The sequence below is a fragment of the Pseudoalteromonas sp. BMB genome (assembly GCF_001709235.1).
GTDB classification, from domain to species: Bacteria; Pseudomonadota; Gammaproteobacteria; order Enterobacterales; family Alteromonadaceae; genus Pseudoalteromonas; species Pseudoalteromonas maricaloris.
This window is the reverse complement of record NZ_MBQA01000145.1, coordinates 1-275: the sequence shown is the minus strand read 5'-3', so window position 1 is coordinate 275 and position 275 is coordinate 1. Positions and strand designations below refer to the sequence as shown.

General features: G+C 42.9%; 1 pseudogene. It reads right to left on the bottom strand.

The features are described from left to right. A pseudogene (locus BB427_RS09150) lies at window positions 1–254 on the bottom strand (hypothetical protein); the annotation flags it as partial. Window positions 255–275 lie beyond the last annotated feature (21 nt).

Genomic DNA, 275 nt, shown 5'->3' with positions numbered 1-275 from the left:
ATCATGACTGCTATCGTCAGACCCGCTTGAACTAAGGCAATCGCTTGCGGTTTCTTAGCTGGTGGTGCAACAGCTGCTGCTACGCTCATACAAACGCCAAAGAACGGTGCATGCATAGCTGCAGACATTAATCTTGATAATAAGAGCACATTAAAATTAGGCGCTAACATCCCTACTAAGTTACTCACGATAAATATAGCTACAAGTACAGGTAACAAACGATGCGCATGGACTTTCATCGTAAATATACGCATGAATGGACCTGTCTCTTATAC